The organism is Arthrobacter sp. B3I9, assembly GCF_030816935.1.
Lineage (GTDB): Bacteria > Actinomycetota > Actinomycetes > Actinomycetales > Micrococcaceae > Arthrobacter.
Genome location: NZ_JAUSYO010000001.1, coordinates 3,317,198 through 3,333,203, shown reverse-complemented (window position 1 = coordinate 3,333,203; position 16,006 = coordinate 3,317,198). Strand labels below are relative to the sequence as shown.

Below are 16,006 nucleotides of genomic sequence, written 5' to 3'. Positions count from 1 at the left end.
GTGGCGTGTTTCATATGGTCGTCATGCCGAGACGTAGCTTCGTCGGCGAGACTATGATCGGTTACAGACGAATCACCGCGACGGATCGACCTGGGCCGTCCGGGTTCAATGATCGCCACTCGAAGAAGAGGTTCACGTGACACCTGCGCCAATGACCCAGAAGTATTCCACGCTTTCCCCGTCTCTCGCCGTCGGGACCGACGAGCCTGACCGCAACCTTGCACTGGAACTGGTCCGCGTCACCGAGGCCGCGGCCATCGCCGGCGGCCACTGGGTCGGCTTCGGAGACAAGAACAAGGCCGACGGCGCCGCCGTCGACGCCATGCGCTCCTTCCTCCAGACCGTCCACTTCAACGGCGTCGTGGTTATCGGTGAAGGCGAAAAGGACGAGGCGCCGATGCTGTTCAACGGCGAACGGGTCGGCGACGGGACCGGTCCGGAGTGCGATGTCGCCGTCGACCCGATCGACGGAACCCGGCTGACCGCCCTGGGCATCAACAACGCGCTTGCGGTGCTGGCCGTGGCCGAACGCGGCTCCATGTTCGACCCCTCCGCCGTGTTCTACATGGAAAAGCTGGTGACCGGCCCGGAAGCCGCCGACATGGTGGACCTGCGCCTGCCGGTCAAGCAGAACCTGCACCTCATTGCCAAGGCCAAGGGCGTCAAGGTCAACCAGCTCAACGTGATGATCCTGGACCGCGACCGGCACCGTCCGCTCGTTGAGGAGATCCGCGAAGCCGGGGCCCGCACCAAGTTCATCATGGACGGTGACGTTGCGGGCGCCATCGCCGCAGCACGCTCGGGTACCGGCGTTGACGCGCTGATGGGCATCGGCGGCACGCCGGAAGGCATTGTGGCCGCCTGCGCCATCAAGTCCCTCGGCGGCGTGATCCAGGGCCGCCTCTGGCCCACCAGCGACGAGGAAAAGCAGAAGGCGATCGACGCCGGCCACGACCTGGAGCGCGTCCTGTCGACCAACGACCTCGTCTCCAGCGACAACTGCTACTTCGCAGCCACCGGCATCACCGACGGCGACCTGCTCAAGGGCGTGCGCTACTCCAAGAACAAGGTCCTCACCCAGTCCATCGTGATGCGCTCCAAGTCCGGCACCATCCGGTTTGTGGACGGCGAGCACCAGGCCAGCAAGTGGGAAGGCTACGCCCGCAAGAGCTAGGCCGCCCCGGACCCGTCCGCAGCACACCAGCACCACCACACCGGATCCCGGGACGCACGCAGCGTCCCGGGATTCGTTGCGTCTGGGCTCCGGCGTGGGCTCCGCCGCGGGGCGCAGCGGGGGACATGTCCAGTGGTCGCGCCGGGGGATGGGCATAGTGGTATTTAATCCACTCGCGGGGCCTCGCGGGGGACATGTCCAGTGGCCGCGCCCGGGTCAGCCCGCTGGTGAGTGACGCAGCCGGGGGACATGTCCAGTGGCCGCGCCCGCGCGCCCGGGTCAGCGCCCGGACCGTCAGCGGCGGATGGACTTGAGCTTGCCTGTCAGGGCGCGAAGCCCGGCGGGGGCCCTCTTCGCTGCCTGTGCAGCCTTGCGGGCCAGCTGGTACGCGGCGTAGCGAAGCTTCCGCACCGGCAGGTCCCAGGTCCCGGGGTACTCGACGCCGCGTCCGCCGAAGGACTTTTTAAACGCCGTGAAGCCGGCCCACTTGTGGTCCGGTTGGCCTTCGGGGGCCACGCCCCAGAGGTCCACGTGCTTCAAGCCCTTCTCCTTGGCGTCGGCCATCAGCGTCACCAGCAGCGGGATTCCGGCACTGAGCTTGCGGTGGGCGTCATCCAGCGCTGCGTGAGCGTAGGTCCGGGTGTCCGTGGAGTCGTAGGCCAGGGCCGCGGCGATGGGACTGCCCTCCAGTTCGGCAATGAACAGCGTCGCGGCTCCCGTCGGCATCAGGGAGCGGGCCACCTGGCTGAGATATTCATCGCTCTGGGGCTTGAAGCCGTTGCGGGCAGCCGTCAGGTGGAGGAACTCCAGCAGCACCGAGATCTCGGCCGGATCCTTGGTGGCGCGGAACGTCACGCCCTTTTTATGGATATTCCGGTACAGGTTGCGGTTCACCGGCTTCATGTCCGCCAGGACTTCCTTGAAGTCGCGGTCCAGGTCCACGATCCAGCTCAGCTCCGGCTGCTGGTTCACCGGCGCGGGCTGCAGGCCGCGGCGGCGCAGTTCCCCGGCGGCGGCCGGGACAGCGAGCCCGGCGCTGACCGGCTCGATCCGGACGAACACCGCGCCTGTCCGGCGTGCCAGATCAGTCAGGGCCGCCAGGGCGGTGTCGAATGCCTCAACCGACGCCGCCACCGGACCGTAGGGTGTGTACAGCAGCTTCCCGGCCGGATTCGACTCCTCCACAGCGAGGAAGCTCCAGCCGGGCCCGGACTGTTCATGGACGGTCCGGCCGAGCGCGCGCTGGAAGTCGGCCCAGTGGGGGCCCTGCAAAAAATAATCCACGTAATCAGGCTTTCAGTCCGGTGGTGACGGCAAACGCCAGGGCGGTCTCTGCAGCGCCGGAGATGGCGTGCACATTGACGGGGGCCTCGGCGGCGGGCAGGAACGCGCTCGCGCCGCGGCCCAGGCGGAGTTCGCCTTTGGGGGAGTCGAGCAGGACCGTGCCGGCAACGACGATGACCACTCCGGCGCCGGATTGAGCCAGCGGCACCGGTCCTTGGCCGGGCTGAAGCTCGACGCGCTGCAGCTGGAACTCCCGGAACGGGGGACGGTAGAGCTCCTGGTCCAGCATCGTGGTCTCGGCCTCAAGCATAGGCACCCCGACGGCTTCGAACGCCACGGTCCGGAGCAACTCCGGGACGTCCACGAATTTGGGCGTCAGCCCGCCGCGGAGCACGTTGTCGGAGGAGGCCATCACCTCGATCCCGAGCCCGCGAAGGTAGGCATGCACGTTGCCGGCGGGCAGGTACACGGCTTCGCCCGGCGCCAGCGAGATCCGGTTCAGCAGCAGCGAGATCAACACACCCGGGTCTCCGGGGTACTCGGCGTTGAGGTTCACGACGGTGGTCAGCTCCGCCACGTGCCCCGCCATCGGCGCTCCGGAGATGAGGGCGGCCACGATCATCGCAGTGGCATGCGAGACGTCCTCACCGCCTGCGATGAGGCGCTCGAAGGCGGCGCGGAGGGCTGCCGGCTCGTCCGGCTGTGCCAGGTCCGCCAACAGCGCCGGGACCAGCGGCGGCAGGTCCAGCCCCGCAAGGTCAAAGCATGCCGCCAGGTGCAGGAATACGGCCCGTGACTCCGCGGCCGGGCGGAAACCGCACAGCGCCTCGAAGTCCGTCAGCGCGAAGATCATTTCGGGCTTGTGGTTGTCGTCCTTATAGTTGCGCTCGGTGGCATCACGGGCGACGCCGGCCGCCTCCTCACGGGCAAAGCCTTCCCGCGCCTGCTCCAGGGTGGGGTGGACCTGCAGGGAGAGCGGACGCTCGGCGGCAAGGACCTTCATCAGGAACGGGAGCCGGGGTCCGAACTCGGCAACGCTCTCATTGCCCAGGTGGTGCACCGGGTCGTCCGCGATCAGGTCATCCAGGGGGCGGCGGCCGTCGCCCTCGGAGCTGGACACGGCCGCCGCAGCCGCAGCCGAGCGCGCCACGGACGGGGAGTCCGGGTGCGCGCCGATCCACAGTTCCGCCTCGGGACCACCGGAGGCGGGCCTGCCGAGCAGCTTCGCGATCGCCGTCGTTGAACCCCAGGCGTAGGGCCGGAGGACGTTCTCAAGTTCGTACACTGCCTGGTCCCTATCTCGTCAAGAACGTTCGGTCGTTACGGTTTCGGTGGAACGCCGGTTCGGGCGGCAAGTGCTGCCCGGCGGCGGCCCGGTGCTAGAGCGGCGCGCACTGGCCGTTCGTGGCGACGAGGTCGCGGATGGACTGTTCGTCGCCCTGGCGCTTGAAGTCGTTGAGCATCTTTTCGGTGATCGGCTTGCCGTCCGGCGTCGTGGTCACCGGGGTGAAGTCCGACGGCGGTGGCGCCACCTGCTTGGCAGGCGCCGCGCCCGCGGCGGAGAGCGGTCCGGGCGCAGCCTGGGGCACCATGCTGTCGTCCGCGGCAGCGGAGGACTTTGCCGCGAGGAGCTGGTCCACCCGTTTGTGGATGACGTTGAAGTCCGGGACCGTGGAGAACGAGGCATCGAAGTCCGGCGGGCCGATGGTCAGCCGGCTGACGTCCTGGCCCTTGGCCTTCATGGCCAGGTCCACGAAGCTGCCGAGCTGGCTCGCCGAAATGTTGGAGTCCACCACTTTGGTGCCCGCTTTGGCAATGTCCTCGAACTTTGCCAGCAGCTTTGCCGGATCCAGCTGCTTGAGCATCGCCTGCTGGACGCACTGCTGCCGCTGGATGCGGGCGTAGTCGTCCACGAATTCCCGCGAGCGGCCGTACCAGAGGGCGTGGTACCCGTCCAGGGTCTGGTCGCCTGCCGGGATCCAGCCCAGCGGCATGCCGTGGATTCCGTTGGCCTCGTCCACCATATTGCCGCTCAGGGGGACCCAGCCGCCGGCCTTGATCCTGATGCCGCCCATCGCGTCGATCAGCTTGGAAAAGCCCTCCATGTCCACCAGGACGTAGGCCTGCACCTTGATGCCCAGGGTCCCGGAAACCGCCTCCAGCGTCGCCTGCGCCCCTGGGTCCGCCACCCCGGGGTAGAGGTTCTGGTATTCGTTGGTGACCTCGGTATTGATGGCGTTGATGAGGCACTCGTCGCCGCAGTCGTAGCCGTCGGGGTAGATGCGGCCCATGGGGGATTCTTTGCTGAACTGCGCGTTCTGCAGGTTCCGCGGCACCGAGATGATCGCGGTCTTGCCCGTCTTGGCGTCAACGCTGATGACGGAGAGGCTGTCCGGGCGGCGTCCCGTGCGGTCCGCTCCGGCGTCGCCGCCCATCATGAGGAAGTTGTACCGCCCTTCGGACGGTTCAATGGTGGGGCCGTTGGCAAAGATGCTCCCGATGGCGTCGCGTCCCACGTTGAGCAGGTAGGCGGCGTAGCCGAGGGAACCGCTGCCGAGGACCATTGCCAGCACCAGGGCCAGGACAACGGCGGGACGCACCTTCGGCCTGAGCAGGACGGGCCGGATCAGGCGCAGGGTGTTGTAGAACAGGACCGCCCAGCCGACGGCGAGGGCGGCCAGGCCGAGGACCAGCAGGAGCGAGCCGAGGGGGTTGGTGACGAGGTTCATCAGGGTCGGGCGCGCCGTCAGGAGCAGGACCACAGCCACCAGTGCCAGCGCCCACACCACCAGGGTGACGCGCAGGGCGGCCCGTCCCAGCCGCCGGTTGCCGGCAACGATCTGGGCGCTGCCGGGAACCAGCATCGTCATGAGGACCAGCAGGAACGCGCGCTTGGTAAGGACCGGTGCCGCGGCGCCCCAGGGATACCGGACGGGATCCGCCCGCGGCTGCTGCCGGTCCTCTGGCTCGGAACGGCCGCTCGGCGAGGCGCGGGGGTAACTGTTGGTCATCAGGGAGTTCCTTAGCGGCTGCCCCGCGGAGCGGCGTTTCCGTCAGCGAACACGTCGCTTACTTTTTGCCGCAGGCTGGCGCCCTTGGCCGTGGCGACGTCGTTGAGTTCCTGGGCGAATTCAACGAGGCGGGCCCTGAGCTGGACGGCAAGGCTGTCGGTGCCCGCCGCCAGGATCCGCACGGCCAGGAGCCCGGCGTTCCGCGCGCCTCCGATGGACACCGTGGCGACGGGAACACCGGCGGGCATCTGCACGATGGACAGCAGGGAGTCCATGCCGTCGAGCATCTTGAGCGGTACGGGGACGCCGATGACGGGGAGCGGCGTCACGGCGGCCAGCATGCCGGGCAGGTGTGCTGCTCCGCCTGCGCCGGCGATGATGACGCGCAGTCCGCGCTCGTGCGCGGTCTGCCCGTACCGGATCATTTCGGCGGGCATGCGGTGGGCGGAGACGACGTCGGCCTCGAACGGGATGCCGAACTCGGCGAGGGCCTCAGCGGCTGCCTCCATGACGGTCCAGTCCGAGTCCGAGCCCATGACGAGGCCCACGAGAGGAGCGCCGTCGTTGGGTGCATCCTGCGTTGCACCGGGGGCGGTCTGCGGCTCGGTGCTGGCGCTCATACTGTCTCCTCGGGATGTCCTGATGCAGTGCTGGCCTGTACCCGTCCGTTGCGGATGATGTTGGCGACGGTGGCGGCCCTGGCCCGGACCGATTCAACCTCCGCCGTCGACGTTCCAACGAGGTTCACGTGGCCGATCTTCCGGCCCGGCCGAACCGCCTTGCCGTAGCAGTGGACCTTGGCTGCAGGTTCGCTGGCCAGGGCTGCCGGATAGGCGGAAAACAGGTCCTGGTTCTCGCCGCCGAGGAAGTTCTTCATGACGACGACGGGGCCGAGGACGTCCGTGGCGCCCAACGGCAGGTTCAGGATTGCGCGCAGGTGCTGTTCGAACTGGCTGGTGACCGAGCCATCCTGGGTCCAGTGACCGGTGTTGTGCGGGCGCATCGCCAGCTCATTGATCAGGAATCCCGCTCCGACGCCGGGCGTCTCGAACAGTTCCACGGCCATGACACCCGTGACGCCGAGCTCGTTGGCGATCCGCAGGGCGGCGCTCTCGGCCGCAGCGGCCACCTCGAGTGGAATGTCCAGTGCCGGGGCGATCACTTCATCACACACGCCGTCGACCTGGACGGTGTGCACCACAGGCCACGCACGCGACTCGCCATCCGGGGTCCGGGCTACGAGCGCGGAGAGTTCCCGGCTGAACTCGACCTTGGCCTCGGCCAGCAGCGGAGACATGGCCTCGAACCAAGCGGAGGCAGCGGCGGCGTCCTCGGCGGAGTCGATGATCCGCACGCCCTTGCCGTCGTAACCGCCACGCGGGGTCTTCAGGACCACGGGCCAGCCGTTGTCATCGCCGAAGGCGATGAGCTCTGCCACGTCGGCGACGGCGGCCCAGCGCGGGTTGGGCAGTTCCAGCCGGTCGATGGCGGCGCGCATGACGAGCTTGTCCTGCGCGTTGACCAGCGCGTCAGGCCCGGGGTGGACGTTGACGCCGGCCTGGATCAGGGCGCGCAAATGCTCGGTGGGCACATGCTCATGGTCGAAGGTCAGCACGTCAACGTCCCGGGAGAACTCCAGGAGGTGGTCCAGATCGGTGTAATCACCGACCGGGGCGTTGGGCACGGCGGAGACCGCCGAGACGTCCTCACCTTCGGCAAGGACGTGGAGCTCGAAGCCCAGGGCGGTGGCCGCCGGGGCCATCATGCGGGCCAGTTGGCCGCCGCCAACGACACCGATTACAGGAAAAGTCATATGTCCCAGCCTACCGAAAACCTCGCGCGAACCCCGACTCTGCCGTGGCCGGGGCGGGCAGGACGGGCAATCCTGCGGCCTGTGCGCCCGCTCCGGGGGTGGGCTTGTGGGCTCCCTGGTGCCCTCCAGCGCACCCGGGAAGCACTCCAACGGGGCGGCCGCCCAGCAAACGGCGCTAAAATGGGCCGTTGGGCCAAGGCCGACAGTTCTGAGCAGGCCATGGAGGGTCATGAATACAACACTTACTGAGCGCGTGCGCGGGCTGGCCTCGCTGTTCTGGCGCGAAGTGGCCAAGTTCGGAGCCGTGGGCGGTATTGCGTTCGTCATCGATAACGGACTGACGTACTACCTGATGCACGGACCGATGACGGACAGTGAGGCCAAAGCGCGCTTTGTCGGCGCCAGCGTCGCCACCATCTTCTCGTGGATAGCCAACCGCTTCTGGACGTTCCGCCACCGCCGCCAGGACAACGTGGTGCGCGAGTTCGTGATGTTCATCCTCATTAACGGCATCGGCATCGGCATCTCCACCGGATTCACCGCGCTCGCCAAGTACGGGTTCGGCGTCACCGACAAGAACCTGCTCTTCTCGGCCGGGATCGTCGGCATCCTCGTAGCCACCGTGGTGCGGTTTTTCGCCTACCGCTTCCTGGTGTTCAACAAGGAACTGGACGAAGAGCCGGAGTTCTCGCACGACCACGAAATCATCGAGCGGCACCCGCACAGCACCGCTGGCGTCCGGGTGCCGGAAGCGCGCGTCGAGGACCCGGATCTGCCCGGGCACCAGTCCTAACCCGGCCATCAGCCCTGGGGCGTCGCCGCCGGGGCCTCGGCACGGCCCCTACCCGGCGTCGGCTCTTACCCGGCGTCGGCTCCTACGAGGCGTCGACGCGTTCGGCGCTGAGCAGCTTGTCCGTCACCTCGACGTCGGGGTGCACCAGCACCACGGAGCCGTCCGACTTCCAGGCGCCCAAAGCGCGTGACAGGGCCGCTTCCAGGCCGTCCGCCGCGGGCACCAGCAGCCGCTGCGCTCCGGCCGGCAGGGCAGCAAACCCGTCCAGCAGCCCGGAGTGCGTGTGCTCCGCACCGGCGGTGGTCAGCAGGGCCGGGCGCGATGGTTCCGGCTCCACGTGCGGCAGGAAGACGTCACCATGGGAGCGGACTTCCGCTGCATAGTCGACGACGCCGCTGGGCAGCTCGCCCGGCCAGCGCATCGCGAGGGCGGGCAGCGCCACCGCCAGGACGGCGTCGAACGCCCCCTGGGCCGCGGCGGGGCCGGGATCGTCCGTGGCCACCAGGTCGGCCTCGCCCGCGTCGAGGATGAGCTCCATCCCCAGTTGCCAGGCAGCGAGGGCGAGGATCAGCGATTTCCAGTGAGCAGGCAGGTCCAGCCGGAGCCGCGTACCGGGCTCGGCATCGAGTTCGTCCTGCAGGAGGTTGCTGGTTTTCGCGACCCAGTTGTCCAGGACCCGGCCCGAGAGCTCAACGCGCTCGCCCTCCGGTCCGTACCAGGTGAGCCGCGGCGAGGTGGCCTGGCCGGAACGCAGGGCGGTCATCAGGTCGAATGCCGGAATACTCATGCGTTCATCTTGTCACGGGCCCTCCTGACGCCGCGCCGGGCCGTGTGTTCTCCGTCATAGCGCCGCCCGGGAATCGGCCTTTCCCGACATGCGGGACGCAAAGCGGCCCCAGAATTCGGGCAAAAGCGCCAAAAGTACTCAGTACACTGATGGTTGCAGGGTTGCGGCAGCCCGGAAGAACCGGACAATCCCGGGCGTGGCGTGCCCATGCATTGGATGAGCGGGTGACTATTATTCCGGCCGCGGCTTGACTCCCGGATACTTACACGCGTGTAATTAGGTATCGAAGGCCGCTGCGCAGAAACCGGAACACATCCGATTGTCCAAGCGACAGGCAGGGGCTGCAAAAATCAGGAAGGAACGCCATGGGGCTAGCAGAGCGTATCCATGAAGATGCCGTCGTTGCCGGCCAGGCCACGGCGAAGTACCGTTCACGGGGCGTGCCGAGTGATTGGTACGTGGATCCGGCCGACCCGGATGCAGCAGACCGCTACAACGAACACACACGAGATTCACTCCAGGACGCGGCCACCGCCTTCCTTGCGGCGCACGACGAGCTTCTAGGCGGCGGCCCGGACCAGGATAACGACCTGGACGACCCGCCGATGGAACTGCCGCCACTCCAGGCTGGGAACACCTCCCAGCCGGTCTGGATCGGGCTGCCCTCGCAGCAGGACTTCGACGATGAAGGCGAGCTCGGCTGGCAGACGGATGCGCTCTGTGCGCAAACGGATCCGGAGGCGTTCTTCCCTGAGAAGGGCGGCTCCACCCGCGACGCCAAAAAGGTGTGCGGCGCATGCAATGTACGGTCGCAGTGCCTCGAGTACGCCCTGTCCAACGACGAGCGTTTCGGGATCTGGGGCGGTCTCTCCGAGCGGGAGCGCCGCCGGCTTAGGAAGCGAGCAGTCTAATTCTTCAGGAAGTACGAGTCACCGCTGTCGTGGTCGCCCACGACGGCGGCGACTTCCTCCCCAGGACCCTTGCGGCGCTGGCGGCCCAGACCCGACCGGCGGATGCTGTCATCGGCGTCGACACCGGCTCGCGTGACCATTCAGCAGCACTCCTGGAACAGTCGCTCGGCAAGGCCAACGTCACTTCCTTCGAGCAGCACCGGAGCGGCCTGGGTTCCGCCGTGGCGGCCGGCCTCGCCGCCCTTGCGCCCTGGCGCTCGGAAAGCCCGGCCGTGCAGGCACAGGAAAAGACACAGGACAGGGGCGCCGGCAGCCGGCCGGACAAGGACTGGATCTGGCTGCTGCACGACGACGCCGCGCCCGCGCCGGAGGCCCTCGCCGAACTGTTGCACGCCGTGGAACGGGCGCCGTCGGTCACCGTGGCGGGCTGCAAACAGCTCGACTGGGATGCCGAACGGCGCCTGATCGACGTCGGGCTCTCCACCAGCCGCTGGGCTGAACGGGTGACCCTCATCGACGCTGACGAACTGGACCAGGGGCAGTACGACGGCCGCAGCGACACTTTTGCCGTCAACTCTGCCGGCATGCTCGTCCGCCGGGACGTCTGGGAGGACCTCGGGGGCTTTGATCCTGCGCTCCCCGGGAGCGGCGACGACGTCGACTTCTGCTGGCGCAACCGGCTTGCCGGAAACCGGGTGGTGGTGGTGCCAGCGGCCACGATGTTCCATGTCTCCCACCGCCCCCACGCACTGGGCACCGCGAAAGCGGCACGTAAGGCACAGGTCTATCTCCGCCTCAAACACGCGGCCGGCTGGCAGGTCCCGCTGCACGCTGCCGGGGCACTCCTGGGGAGCCTGTTCCGGCTTGTTTTGAGCATCGCGGTCAAGGACCCGGGCCACGGCTTCTCCCAGCTGCTCGCAACTTTCTCGGCGCTCGGCAGCCCCGCTGCAGTCGCCCGCCGGCCGCCGCAACGCCGCCCGTACCCGCCGTATCCGCCGTTCCGTGATCAAGGGCCTCCAGACACCCCGGCGTGAAGTCTGGGCGCACCGGCGCTCCCTGATCGAAGCCCTGGGCGCCGACGACGTGCTGGAGGGCACTGCCGGCCACGGGCTGGCCGAACAGCCCAGCGGCGACTCGGACCAAGACTTCGCAGCCCTGGCCACGCCCGAGCGCGGCTGGGTGGGCAGCGGCGCGCTGCTTGCCGTGCTCGTCACCGCGGCCGCTTCGCTGGCCGGGCTTCTTACCCTGTTCGGGGCAGAGGCCGTCTCCGGCGGTGCGCTGATTCCTGTCTCGCTCCGGCTGGACGAGATCTGGACCCATGCCTCCAGCTGGTGGATCAGCCTCGGCGCCGGGCTCCCCGGCCATGGCGATCCCTTCGACTACGTGCTCTGGCTGCTCGGCGTATTTGGCGCCGGAGATGCCAACGCGGCCGTGGTCTGGCTCCTTATCCTCGCGATGCCGCTGTCCGCCCTCGGCGCCTGGTTGGCGGCCGGCGCCTTGACCCAGCGGCGTCGGCTCCGGCTGGCCGCGGCCTTTTTCTGGGCCGCCGCGCCGGCCCTCCAGGTGGCCCTGAACCAGGGGCGCCTCGGCGCGCTGCTGGCACACGTGCTGCTTCCCCTGCTTGTCCTCGCCCTCCTGCGGGCTACCGGCAGCGCCGTCGGGCGTGGCCGCTATGCCGCTCCTTCCGCTGGGAAGTGGCGCCCCGCCGAAGAGCCGCCCGCAAAGCCGGGCATCAACGGAACGCCTTCCTGGACCGCGGCGGCCGCAGCCGGCCTCGCCCTGGCGGTCGTCACCGCGGCGGCACCGGCCCTGCTGCTGCCCTTGGTCCTGGTGGTGGTCCTGTGCGGCGTGCTCCTCGGCCGCCGGGGCCGCACGGTCTGGTGGGCGCTGTTGCCCAGCGCGGCCCTTTTTGTGCCGTTCGCCTTGTCCGTCATCGACCGGCCGCGGGCCTTGCTGGCCGATCCCGGCCTGCCCCTCGGCTTCGATGCCGCGCCACTCTGGCAGCAGGCGCTGGGGCAGCCGCTGCGTTTCGCCGGGGATGGCGGCCTGACCGGCCTTCCGTTCTTCGGCGGCAGCACCGGGGCCCCGTTTGTTCCATGGGCGCTGCTATTGGCGCTTTTGGCCGGGCTGCCCGCCCTGCTGCTCGCGATCACCGCACTGTTCCTGCCGGGACGCCGGGCACGCGTTTCCCGCTGGCTGTGGGCGGGCTCGGCCCTGGTGCTCGCCGGCGGCTGGCTCGCCGGACACGTTGCCACCGGCGCCGGAACGGACATCCTGGTCACCCCCTTCACCGGACCCACGGTGTCCGCTGCCGGGTTCGGGATCCTCGGCGCGGCCTTGCTCGGTGCCGAAGGCGTGCTCGACGCCGCCGGCCGGGCCGCCGCAGCCACAGCCGGCCGCGCTATCCTGCTCCGCACCACGGCCGCCGCGGCCACATGCCTGCTGGTCGCCGGGCCCCTGGCCGGACTGGCGGTCTGGGCCGCGCAGAACCTATCGCAAAGCGAAAGTCCGGCTGCGACGTCGGGCGACGGCTCTTCCCCGGCCCCTACGGGCAGCCTCGGCACCGCGCGCCTGATCCAGCCGTCCACGGCGCGCACGCTCCCGGCCACGGCGACCGACCGCGGGGAGGGCCCGGAACAGGCCCGCACCCTGCTTATTTCCATCACCGGAAACGGCGGCTACGATGCCACTCTCATGCGGGGCGCCGGGACCACCCTGGACGCACTGTCCGCCGTCGCCGCCGCCCGGCCCATCCAGGGGGCGCCGGGAAGTGAAACCATCCGGAACGACGACGCCGTCGCCAGTTCCCTGCGCAGTGTCGTGGCGACGATCGTGGCCGGGCAGGGAGTGGATCCGCGCGAGGACCTGGAACGGCTCGGAGTCGGCTTCGTGGTGCTGCGGGCTTCAGACACCGCCACCGAGCTCGCCTCCGGCCGGATTGACGCCGTCCCCGGGCTGGTCGCCGTCGGAAAGACGGACGCGGGCTGGCTTTGGCGGATCAGTCCCCTGAACCAGCCGGTCATCGCGGCTGCCGACGTCGCCCACCGCGTGCGGATCACCGACGGCGCCGGCGCCGCCATCGGGCTCCTGCCGTCCGAAACCGTGTCAGCCGGCGCCTCGGTGCCTGCCGGGCCGGAAGGCAGGCTGGTCGTGATGGCCGAACACGCCGACCCGGGCTGGAGCGCCTGGCTCGACGGCCGGCGCCTGACCGCCACCACCTCGGGCTGGGCGCAGGCTTTCACCCTGCCTGCCGAGGGCGGCAGCCTCAGCATCCGCTACGAGTCCCTCTGGGCTCTCTGGGCGGGCATCGCCCAGGCTGTCGTGATCGGCCTGACCGCCCTGCTCGCCATACCCATGCCGGCCCGCCGGCCGAACACCGGGATCTCACGGGACGAAGGCTCCCTCCGTAAGGAACATCAACATGCATAAGGAACCCGGCGCCACCGCGGCACAGCCGAAGCCGGAACAGCGGAAGGCGGCACAGCCGAATCCAGCACAGCCGAAGCCGGCACAGCAGAAGCGCCGTCCCCGCGGCGGCACTGCGGCCGGGGTCCTCTCCGCCCTTGTCCTGGTTGCCGCGGGCGGCGGGCTCGTGTCGGCTGCGTCGCTCGCGCCGCAGGGGCCCGGCAGCAGCAGGCAGCTGGAGGCACCCCTGGCAGCCGTTCCTGCGGGCAGCAGCCTCGGTGTTTGCCCGGGCCCCGCCCGGCTGCTGCAAGGGACTCCGGTGGGCACCGACGCGCAGTTCAGCCCGGAGTCAGCCACCGCGAAGAGCACGGTCAGCGCCGTTGTGCTGGGCTCGCCCGCGGGAACGGTCCCCGGCAGCCGGCTCGCTACGCTCAAAGGCAATACCCTTGTCGAAATCGCCAAGGCCGCAGACCCCTCGGCAACGGACACCTCATCCGCCAAACCTGCCGCCAGTTCGCCGGCGCTGCCGGCCGGTGTAGCGCCAGGGCACGTGGTGGACGATGTCACCGTCCTCAGCGCGGATGCGCAGGCGAACCGCCAGGCCACCGCCGGCGCCATCATGAGCTACACGGCCGGCGACGGCGACCTTCGCGGTTCCGCCGCCGCGGGCTGCCAGCAGCCTGGGAATGATCTGTGGCTGGTCGGGGCGAACACCGCACTCGGCCGGACAGCGGTCCTGAACCTCAGCAATCCGTCCAGCACTCCGGCCACGGTCAGCCTGGACCTTTACGGCGCCAAGGGCCTGATCCAGGCCCCCGGAAGCCGCGGACTCCTGCTGGCCCCGGGCAGCACCCGTTCGGTCATCCTCGCCGGCCTCGCCCCCGGGCAGCAACGGCTGGGGGTTCGGGTCCACAGCGCCGGCGGCCCTGTCGCCGCCGTCATCCAGCAGAGCGTACTGCGCGGACTGATTCCCGGCGGAGTCGACTTCATCGTTCCCGGGACCGCCCCCGCGGCCCGCCAGGTGGTCACGGGCGTGGACATCCAAGACCCCGCGGCGCTGGGCGCGCTCACGGCGAAATCCGGCTTTTCCGACGCCGGGCCCGCGCTTCATATTGCCGTCCCGGGATCCGCCGACGCCGTCGTGGCCATCAAGCTCTACGGACGCGACGGGAAGAAGGCCCTGCCCGGTGGCGGCGTCGTGAAGGCGAAGGCCGGTGCGGTCACCGAGGTTCCGCTGGCCGGCGTGCCGGCCGGTTACTACACCATCGAGGCCACCTCGGACGTTTCCTTTACCGCTGCCGCGCGGGTCACCAAGGGACTTGCCTCCGAAGACGCCGCGGACATCGCCTGGTCCCCGGCCTCGGCCCGGCTCGGCAGCGAGCACGTCGTGCCCGTGCCCACCGCGGGGGACCGTTACCTGGTATTCGGCGCACCGGACGGGCGGGCCACAATCTCCTATACGCCGATTACGGCGGACGGAAAGGTGCGGACGGCCGCGGCCACGGATATGGCCGGCGGAACCACGGCCTCCATCAAGGTACCCGCCGAGCTGGAGGGTTCGCCGGTGGTCGGCTACCTGCTCTCCGCCGCCGGCGAAGCCGCCTATGGCACTGTGCTGTTGCAGCAGGACGGCACGCAGGACGTTTCCACCGTCGCAGTGGCTCCCGGCGCCGCTGGCCAGGAGCAGGTCCCTGTCGCGCTGGGATACTGACCGGCGGCGGCGCGGGAACCGGTACAGGGCCGCCGGCGGATCTGGACCGGGTCAGTATCGGCGGCGGTAGACCGGGTCCAGGGATTCGGGCGGCACGCCGAGCATCTCCGCGGTGCGCTCCACCACGACGTCGTGCACCAGGTCCTGGAGTTCCTCACGGCTGCCACAGGCCTGCTCCACCACGAGCCGGTACAGGGTGATGACCGGACCTTCCTCTTCCGTCGCCGGGCTGTAAGCGCCCATCGGTGCCGGGGTTCCATCCGCAACGAGCTGTTCCAGGCCGGGGGGAATCTCGTCGACGGCAAAGCGGACGCCGTCCAGGGGTTTCCCCCAGATGTCGTGGAGCCGCTGGGCCGAATCCAGGACGAGGTCATCGAAACGGTCGGAACGGGTCCGGTAGCCCGGGAGGGTCGGGAGCATGAGCTCGCCCCTGAGGCCCCGCCCGTGCCTGTTCCGCCGGCGCTCCCGGAAACCCTTAGGCCTCGCGGCAGGGCCGGAACCGGTGGGCGCGGTAATGGCACCGGAAGCTCCGGCGTCGGGGTCAGCCAAGCGGACCGTAAAACCCGGATCTTGGTGCGGTGACTGCATGTCTCGACTCTAAACCCGGCGGATGATTTACGCGATACGGACCCCGCGACCCGCCGCGGAACGTCCAAGGGTGCCGGGTTCCGGCGCCTAAGGGGAGTAGTCTGTGGTCTCGTGGGTGCAATTCGTCTTTGTTCAAGGTCAGCCTGCCGCAATTCGGCGGTGGCCACGTTGACGTATGTCTACGCCGACTCCACCGCAGTGCTGGGGCCGCTCGCAACGTTCGCGGAACCGCATTGCTACGACCTCTGCGAGCAGCACGCCGACTCGTTGACGGTCCCGCGCGGCTGGGAGGTCCTGCGGCTGGCGATGCCCGCGACGCCGGCGGGCCCCGGACCCGATGACCTGTTGGCTCTGGCGGACGCTGTCCGCGAAGCGGCGTCCCGGCCCGCCGCGCCCGAAACTGTCCAGGGCCAGCGCAGCGCGCATCCGGCCCTGGAAGCGCCGGCTGTGGCGGAGGGCACCCGCCGGGGCCACCTTCGCATCCTGCGCGAACCATCGTGAGCTCCAACTGGCGGTAGGCTGGGAAGTG

General features: G+C 69.3%; 12 protein-coding genes and 1 pseudogene. 6 read left to right on the top strand and 7 right to left on the bottom strand.

All coding sequences use genetic code 11. The features are described 5' to 3' along the window. The first annotated feature begins 151 nt into the window (after positions 1-151). Positions 152-1,174 (top strand): class II fructose-bisphosphatase, encoded by a 1,023-nt coding sequence (glpX, locus tag QFZ65_RS15415; RefSeq protein WP_306911569.1) that lies wholly within the window; start codon positions 152-154, stop codon positions 1,172-1,174. A 294-nt stretch (positions 1,175-1,468) separates the two neighbouring features. Here glpX and QFZ65_RS15410 read toward each other — a convergent pair whose 3' ends face one another. The 5 genes from QFZ65_RS15410 to QFZ65_RS15390 all read right to left on the bottom strand — a co-directional run bounded on the left by QFZ65_RS15410 (position 1,469) and on the right by QFZ65_RS15390 (position 7,282). Continuing rightward, entirely contained in the window at positions 1,469-2,458 is a 990-nt protein-coding gene (locus QFZ65_RS15410) for a peptidoglycan bridge formation glycyltransferase FemA/FemB family protein (RefSeq protein ID WP_306911568.1), read from the bottom strand. Between the two features lie 4 nt (positions 2,459-2,462). Then, positions 2,463-3,743 carry a mannose-6-phosphate isomerase, class I gene (manA, locus tag QFZ65_RS15405; protein ID WP_306911567.1) on the bottom strand — a complete coding sequence of 427 codons (1,281 nt, stop codon included), beginning with the start codon at positions 3,741-3,743 and terminating at the stop codon, positions 2,463-2,465. Between the two features lie 94 nt (positions 3,744-3,837). Next, on the bottom strand, positions 3,838-5,469 hold the full coding sequence (locus tag QFZ65_RS15400) for an LCP family protein (RefSeq protein ID WP_306911566.1): 1,632 nt from the start codon (positions 5,467-5,469) through the stop codon (positions 3,838-3,840). A gap of 11 nt (positions 5,470-5,480) precedes the next feature. Next, entirely contained in the window at positions 5,481-6,005 is a 525-nt protein-coding gene (purE, locus tag QFZ65_RS15395; protein WP_306912606.1) for a 5-(carboxyamino)imidazole ribonucleotide mutase, read from the bottom strand. Positions 6,006-6,085: 80 nt separating this feature from the next. Continuing rightward, positions 6,086-7,282 carry a 5-(carboxyamino)imidazole ribonucleotide synthase gene (locus QFZ65_RS15390; RefSeq protein WP_306911565.1) on the bottom strand — a complete coding sequence of 399 codons (1,197 nt, stop codon included), beginning with the start codon at positions 7,280-7,282 and terminating at the stop codon, positions 6,086-6,088. Between the two features lie 229 nt (positions 7,283-7,511). Here QFZ65_RS15390 and QFZ65_RS15385 point away from each other — a divergent pair, with 229 nt between their 5' ends. Then, positions 7,512-8,075 carry a GtrA family protein gene (locus QFZ65_RS15385; RefSeq protein ID WP_306911564.1) on the top strand — a complete coding sequence of 188 codons (564 nt, stop codon included), beginning with the start codon at positions 7,512-7,514 and terminating at the stop codon, positions 8,073-8,075. An 82-nt stretch (positions 8,076-8,157) separates the two neighbouring features. Here the strand turns inward: QFZ65_RS15385 and QFZ65_RS15380 are convergent, their stop codons facing one another. Continuing rightward, entirely contained in the window at positions 8,158-8,862 is a 705-nt protein-coding gene (locus tag QFZ65_RS15380; RefSeq protein ID WP_306911563.1) for a TIGR03089 family protein, read from the bottom strand. 365 nt (positions 8,863-9,227) lie between these two features. On the opposite strand from QFZ65_RS15380, the gene QFZ65_RS15375 reads away from it, so the two are divergent. The 3 genes and pseudogenes from QFZ65_RS15375 to QFZ65_RS15365 all read left to right on the top strand — a co-directional run bounded on the left by QFZ65_RS15375 (position 9,228) and on the right by QFZ65_RS15365 (position 14,889). Further along, positions 9,228-9,773, top strand: a complete 546-nt coding sequence (locus QFZ65_RS15375) for a WhiB family transcriptional regulator (protein WP_306911562.1) — start codon at positions 9,228-9,230, stop codon at positions 9,771-9,773. A 29-nt stretch (positions 9,774-9,802) separates the two neighbouring features. Beyond that, positions 9,803-13,202: pseudogene (locus tag QFZ65_RS15370) on the top strand (glycosyltransferase family 2 protein). Then, a complete protein-coding gene (locus tag QFZ65_RS15365; protein ID WP_306911561.1) occupies positions 13,195-14,889 on the top strand; it encodes a DUF5719 family protein in 1,695 nt (564 codons plus the stop codon). The pseudogene QFZ65_RS15370 and the gene QFZ65_RS15365 overlap by 8 nt, the downstream one beginning before the upstream one ends. A gap of 51 nt (positions 14,890-14,940) precedes the next feature. Here the strand turns inward: QFZ65_RS15365 and QFZ65_RS15360 are convergent, their stop codons facing one another. Then, complete coding sequence (locus QFZ65_RS15360) at positions 14,941-15,477, bottom strand: metallopeptidase family protein (RefSeq protein ID WP_306911560.1); 537 nt, start codon at positions 15,475-15,477, stop codon at positions 14,941-14,943. Between the two features lie 111 nt (positions 15,478-15,588). On the opposite strand from QFZ65_RS15360, the gene QFZ65_RS15355 reads away from it, so the two are divergent. Next, a complete protein-coding gene (locus QFZ65_RS15355; RefSeq protein WP_306911559.1) occupies positions 15,589-15,978 on the top strand; it encodes a DUF3499 domain-containing protein in 390 nt (129 codons plus the stop codon). The last annotated feature ends 28 nt before the right edge of the window (positions 15,979-16,006 follow it).